This is a genomic window from Dietzia sp. SLG310A2-38A2, assembly GCF_014145095.1.
Classification (GTDB): Bacteria; Actinomycetota; Actinomycetes; order Mycobacteriales; family Mycobacteriaceae; genus Dietzia.
Genome location: NZ_JAALDX010000331.1, coordinates 1 through 5947, shown reverse-complemented (window position 1 = coordinate 5947; position 5947 = coordinate 1). Strand labels below are relative to the sequence as shown.

Annotated in this window: 3 protein-coding genes; 2 read left to right on the top strand and 1 reads right to left on the bottom strand. The window is 68.6% G+C overall.

Annotated elements, in window-relative coordinates; translation table 11 throughout:
- Window positions 1-69: 69 nt before the first annotated feature.
- Window positions 70-2244 carry a 4-alpha-glucanotransferase gene (malQ, locus tag G6027_RS12005; RefSeq protein WP_241727065.1) on the bottom strand — a complete coding sequence of 725 codons (2175 nt, stop codon included), beginning with the start codon at window positions 2242-2244 and terminating at the stop codon, window positions 70-72.
- 197 nt (window positions 2245-2441) lie between these two features.
- Between malQ and G6027_RS12000 the strand changes: the two genes are divergently transcribed.
- Both G6027_RS12000 and G6027_RS11995 read left to right on the top strand, forming a co-directional pair.
- Window positions 2442-3653, top strand: a complete 1212-nt coding sequence (locus tag G6027_RS12000; RefSeq protein ID WP_182637378.1) for an acetyl-CoA C-acetyltransferase — start codon at window positions 2442-2444, stop codon at window positions 3651-3653.
- A 53-nt stretch (window positions 3654-3706) separates the two neighbouring features.
- Window positions 3707-5884, top strand: a complete 2178-nt coding sequence (locus tag G6027_RS11995; protein WP_187702845.1) for a 3-hydroxyacyl-CoA dehydrogenase NAD-binding domain-containing protein — start codon at window positions 3707-3709, stop codon at window positions 5882-5884.
- Window positions 5885-5947 lie beyond the last annotated feature (63 nt).

Genomic DNA, 5947 nt, shown 5'->3' with positions numbered 1-5947 from the left:
GAGTAGGTCACCGCCGAACACAACTTCACACGAGAGCCCCCGATCGCATCACGCGACCGGGGGCTCTCGTCATTCCACCCCACCACCCCTCACCACACCCACCACCCGCCGCGCCAACCCAGACCCACGCAGCCCCTCCAGAGAGACCACCTCACCCCGACTGCCGGTCAGGGGCACTCGCCAGTTCGGGTACTCCTCGGACGTCCCCGGCATGTTGACCGGCCGGCGATCCCCAGCCAGATCGGCGACCGAGACCGCGTACAGAAGAGAAGGCGCCGCGGCCAGGTATTCGTGAAGCGCCACCACCAGATCCTCCGGGGCGTCGCCCTCGAGGTGGTCGCGCTGCCTGACGGCCTCGGTGTAGGACCGGATCTCGGCCGCGGCGTCGAGGCGCTCCTGCTCGACGTCCCCCGTCAGCTGGCCCAACTCCTCGCGAACATCAACGTGGACGAGATCCACATAGCCGGCAGTCGGTGGGAGGTCGTGGGTCGTGACCGATGCCATGCACAGCCGCCGATAGTTCTCCGGAGGTATCGGCTGACCATCCTCCTGCTCGAACCACATCACCGAGGTGCCCAACACCCCGCGCTCGGACAGTTCCTCCCGAACCCCCGGTGCGACAGTCCCCAGATCCTCTCCCACGACCACAGCGCCCGCACGTAACGCCTCCAGCGCCAGTACTCCGATCATCGCCTCGTGGTCGTAGCGGACGTAGGTTCCCTCGGTGGGCGAAAGGCCCGCCGGTATCCACCAGAGCCTGAAGAGCCCGAGGATGTGGTCGATCCGTATGCCGCCCGAGTCGCGCAACGCAGCGCGGACGATGTCCCGGAATGGTCGGTACCCTTGCTCGGCGAGCGCGTCCGGTCGCAGCGGCGGTTGAGACCAGTCCTGGCCCAGCTGGTTGTAGGCATCCGGCGGCGCGCCCACTGTGACCCCGCGCGCCAGTGAGCGGTGGAGGGCCCAGGCGTCGGCACCGGTGGGATGGACCCCGACGGCGAGATCGTGCAGGATGCCCAGACGCATCCCGGCCGACAGGGCCGCCCGCTGTGCCCCGGCACGTTGTTGCGCGACGTGCCACTGCAACCACTGGTGGAAGCGGACGTCCTCCGCATGGTCCTGGGCATATCGCGCCACCGCGTCGGAATCGGGATCTTGCAGTTCGAGGGGCCAGCGCGACCAGTCCGGGCCCGACTCGGCGGCCAGGGCGCACCATGTGGCGAAGCGATGGAGACCGGGTTCCTGCTCGTCGACGAAGTCGTCGAACTCCCGGGCCCGATCGTCCGGCAGGGGGGCGGAGAACACTATCCGGAGCGCGTCGACCTTGGCGCCCCACGAGGAGTCGCGGTCGATGGTGTCCACGGCGTTGCTGTGGTGCTGTGACCGGGCGAGATCATCCACCCTCTGCCTGTCCTCGGTCGACAGTGCGGTGTACTCGGGGATTTGCTCGGGGCGGAGATACAGGGGCGAGGCGAACCTGCGCGTGGTGGGAAGGTACGGCGACGGCTCGACCGGCGGGTACGGTTCCCCGGCGTGCATGGGGTTGACCAGGACGAAGTCAGCCCCGAGGTCCCGGCCCGCCCAGTCGGCGAGCTCCGCCAGATCGCTCAGGTCCCCGACCCCCCACGACCGCTCGGACCGGACCTGGTAGATCTGCGCGGCCAGACCGACGCCGCGGCGTCGGGTGAGGTCCGCGGGAACCGGTATCGATCGGGGGGACACCGCCAGTGTCGACTCGACGGTCCGTGAGCCGTGAACGGACGGGCCGGAGACATCCGACGCGTCCGCGATATCGGCGACCAGTCGGTGCCACCCGAGAGGAAGGGAGGCGGGGAGCTCGAGTTCGACCCGGTCGATGATCACACCGTCGACCTCTATCGACTCCTGCGGGGCGTCGGGGAGTTCCAGATCAAGCGTGGAGGCCGAGTCCTCGAGTTGGACTGACAGCCTCACCGTGGCACCACGCGGGACATGAACTCCGCACCTGGTCCCCGACCCCTGTCTCGTCACGATCGTCGGGGGGAGCACCCGTCGCCACGGCCGCAGACGAACCTCCTCGAGGGCCTCACGGGTCGTGGTGCCGCTCTCGTCGTCGTCATCACCGGTCCGGACGCCCATCGCGGCGAGGACCGAGCGGAGGGTCCGGGTCGAGATGTCGTGTCGGACGCCGCGGGCGTCCTCATAGCTCGTGGCCACCCCGCACCTCTCGGCGAGCTCTGCCAGGGCGGGGGGTACAGCGTCGGTCAAGGTCACGGGGGTCCTCGCGTCGGGTCGGGCGGCGCCGCTCCCGGGGCGCCGCGGACAGTCATGGTCCACTGTGCCACCGGAGTGCCCCGGGCGCGGGTCGACAAAAACGGACCGCACTCCGCACGTGGCGGGAGTGACAACGTAGCCTGAGTTCGAACACGTATCAGTTCCGCCCAAAGAAAGGCCGTGGACAACCCATGACCGAGGCATTCATCTACGACGCCATCCGGACTCCGCGAGGCAAGGGCAAGCCTGGCGGCGCTCTGCACGGGGTCAAGCCGATCGACCTGGTCGTCGGCCTCATCGAAGAAATGCGGCGTCGGTTCCCCGACCTCGACGAGAACCGGATCTCGGACATCATCTACGGAATCGTCACCCCCCTCGGTGACCAGGGCATGGATCTGCCGCGCATCGCCGCGCTGGCCGCCAAGATGCCCGACACCGTGGCGGGCGTACAGATCAACCGCTTCTGCGCATCCGGCCTGACCACCATCAACATGGCCGCCCAGAAGATCCGTTCCGGATGGGACGAGGTCGTCCTCGCCGGCGGCGTCGAATCCATGTCGCGCGTGCCGATGGGCACCGACGGCGGGGCCTGGGCCCTGGACCCGGCCACGAACTACGACACGTACTTCTCCCCGCAGGGGATCGGTGCCGACCTCATCGCCACCCTCGAGGGTTTCACCCGTGAGGACGTGGACCGCTACGCCGAGCGCTCGCAGCGGCTCGCCGCCCGCGCGTGGGAGGAGGGCCGGTTCGCCAAGTCGGTCGTTCCGGTCAAGGACATCAACGGTGTCACCATCCTCGACCACGACGAGCACATGCGTCCGGGTACCACGGTCGAGAAGCTGGCCGGCCTTAAGCCGTCGTTCGCCATGGTCGGCGACATGGGCGGCTTCGACGCCGTGGCGCTGCAGAAGTACCACTGGGTCGAGGAGATCAACCACGTCCACCACGGTGGGAACTCGTCCGGCATCGTCGACGGCGCCGCGCTGGTGGTGGTCGGTTCGGAGAAGGCCGGCAAGGAGATGAACATGACGCCGCGCGCCCGTGTCGTGGCCGCGGCCACCTCCGGTGCCGACACCACCATCATGCTCACCGGCCCGACCCCGGCCGCGAAGAAGGCCCTCGAGATCGCCGGACTCACCTCCGACGACATCGATCTCTGGGAGCTCAACGAGGCCTTCGCCTCCGTCGTCCTGCGTTTCCAGAAGGACATGAACATCCCCGACGAGAAGCTCAACGTCAACGGCGGAGCCATCGCGATGGGGCACCCCCTCGGTGCGACCGGCGCCATGATCACCGGCACCGTGCTCGACGAGCTCGAGCGGACCGGCGGCAAGCGCGCCCTCGTCACGCTCTGTGTCGGTGGTGGCATGGGAGTCGCCACCATCATCGAGCGCGTCTGATCCGCCCCACCAACACCACAGCCTTGAGGAGTAGAGAACCAGTGAGCGAAAACATGTTCCGGTGGGAGCAGGACGGCGACGGCATCGTCACCCTCACCATGGATGACCCCGACCACGGCGCCAACACCATGAACGCCCGTTTCATCGACGACTTCTCGGAGACCGTCGGTCGCATCGAGTCCGAGAAGGAGTCCATCAAGGGCGTCGTACTGACCTCGGCCAAGAAGAGCTTCTTCGGTGGCGGCGACCTCAAGTCCATGATCACGGCGGGCCCCGAGGACGCCGAGCAGCTGTTCGAGCGGTCCATGCAGATCAAGAGCCGGATGCGCGCCCTGGAGACCCTCGGCGTCCCGGTCGTGGCCGCGATCAACGGTGCGGCCCTCGGCGGCGGCCTCGAGCTCGCGCTCGCGTGCCACCATCGCGTCATGGCCGACGCCCGCGGCGCCAAGGTCGGCCTCCCGGAGGTCACCCTCGGTCTGCTGCCGGGTGGCGGCGGCATCGTCCGGACCGTCCGCATGTTCGGCCTCGCCCAGGCCGTGCCCAACATCCTCATGTCCGGTCGGTCTTTCGCGCCGGCCAAGGCGCTCGAGGCCGGCCTCGTCGACGAGGTCGTGGCCCCCGAGCAGTTGATCGACGCCGCCAAGGCATGGATCGGCACCGAGCCCGAGGCCACCCAGCCGTGGGACCGCAAGGGGTGGACGCTCCCCGGCGGCACGATCAAGGACCCCGCGCTGGCCGGCGTCCTGCCGTCCTTCCCCGCGAACATGCGCAAGCAGACCAAGGGCGCGCCCTCCCCGGCGCCGCGCGCCATCATGGCCGCCGCCGTCGAGGGCTCGCAGGTGGACTTCGCCACCGCCGAGCAGATCGAGGCGCGCTACTTCGTCTCACTCGTCACCGGGGCCGTGGCCAAGAACATGATCCAGGCCTTCTTCTTTGACATGCAGCACTGCTCCTCGGGCGGCGCTCGGCCCAAGGCGGCCGACGGCTCGGAGATCCCCAAGACGCAGTTCACCAAGGTCGGTGTCCTGGGCGCCGGCATGATGGGCGCGGGCATCGCCTACGTCTGCGCCAAGGCCGGCATCGAGGTCGTGCTCAAGGACGTCGAGCAGGCCTCCGCCGACAAGGGTAAGGCGTACTCCGAGAACATCGAGGCCAAGGCGCTCCAGCGTGGTCGCACCACGCAGGAGAAGTCCGACGCACTTCTCGCACGCATCACGCCCACGACGGACCCGCAGGACCTCGCCGGCTGCGACCTCGTGATCGAGGCCGTCTTCGAGTCCCCGGCCCTGAAGAAGAAGGTCTTCCAGGAGGTCGAGGACGTCGTGGCGCCCGACGCGCTGCTCGGCTCCAACACGTCCACCCTGCCGATCACCGACCTCGCGACCGGCGTCAAGCGCCCCGAGGACTTCATCGGGCTGCACTTCTTCTCCCCGGTCGACAAGATGCAGCTCGTCGAGATCATCTCCGGCGAGCAGACCACGCCCGAGACGCTGGCCAAGGCCATCGACCTCACCCTGCAGATCCGCAAGATCCCGATCGTGGTCAACGACTCGCGCGGCTTCTACACCTCGCGCGTCATCGGCACGTTCGTCAACGAGGCGATCGCCATGCTCGACGAGGGGATCGAGCCCTCGACCATCGAGCAGGCCGGCCGCATTGCCGGATATCCGGCGGCGCCGTTGCAGCTGTCGGATGAGCTGAACCTCAACCTGATGGTCAAGATTCGGCAGGCCACCCGCGAGGCCGAGGAGGCCGAGGGTAAGCAGTACGTGCCCAACGCCTCCGACCGCGTGGTCCTGAAGATGGTCGAGGAGCTCGAGCGTTCCGGCCGCGCCGCCGGTGCGGGCTTCTACGAGTACGTCGACGGTAAGCGCGCCGGCCTCTGGCCGGGCCTGCGGGAGGCGTTCACCACCTCCCCGGACAACGCGCCTCCGCTGCAGGACCTGGTGGACCGCATGCTGTTCGCCGAGGTGCTCGAGACGCAGAAGTGCGTGGACGAGGGCGTGATCGTCGACGACGCCGACGCCAACATCGGTTCCATCATCGGCATCGGGTTCCCGGCGTGGACGGGCGGGACCCGCCAGTACGCCAAGAACTACTCCGGACCGGGCGAGCACGTCGCCTCGGGCTACACGGGCTTCGTCGCCCGCGCCGAGGAACTGGCCGCGAAGTACGGAGAGCGTTTCGCGCCGACCGAGTCGCTGAAGAAGGCGGCCGCCGAGCAGAGCTGATCCGGCCACGGGCCGATCGTTCCGCTCCACACGCGGTAGAGGCGGCCGCCCCCGGGGATCCCC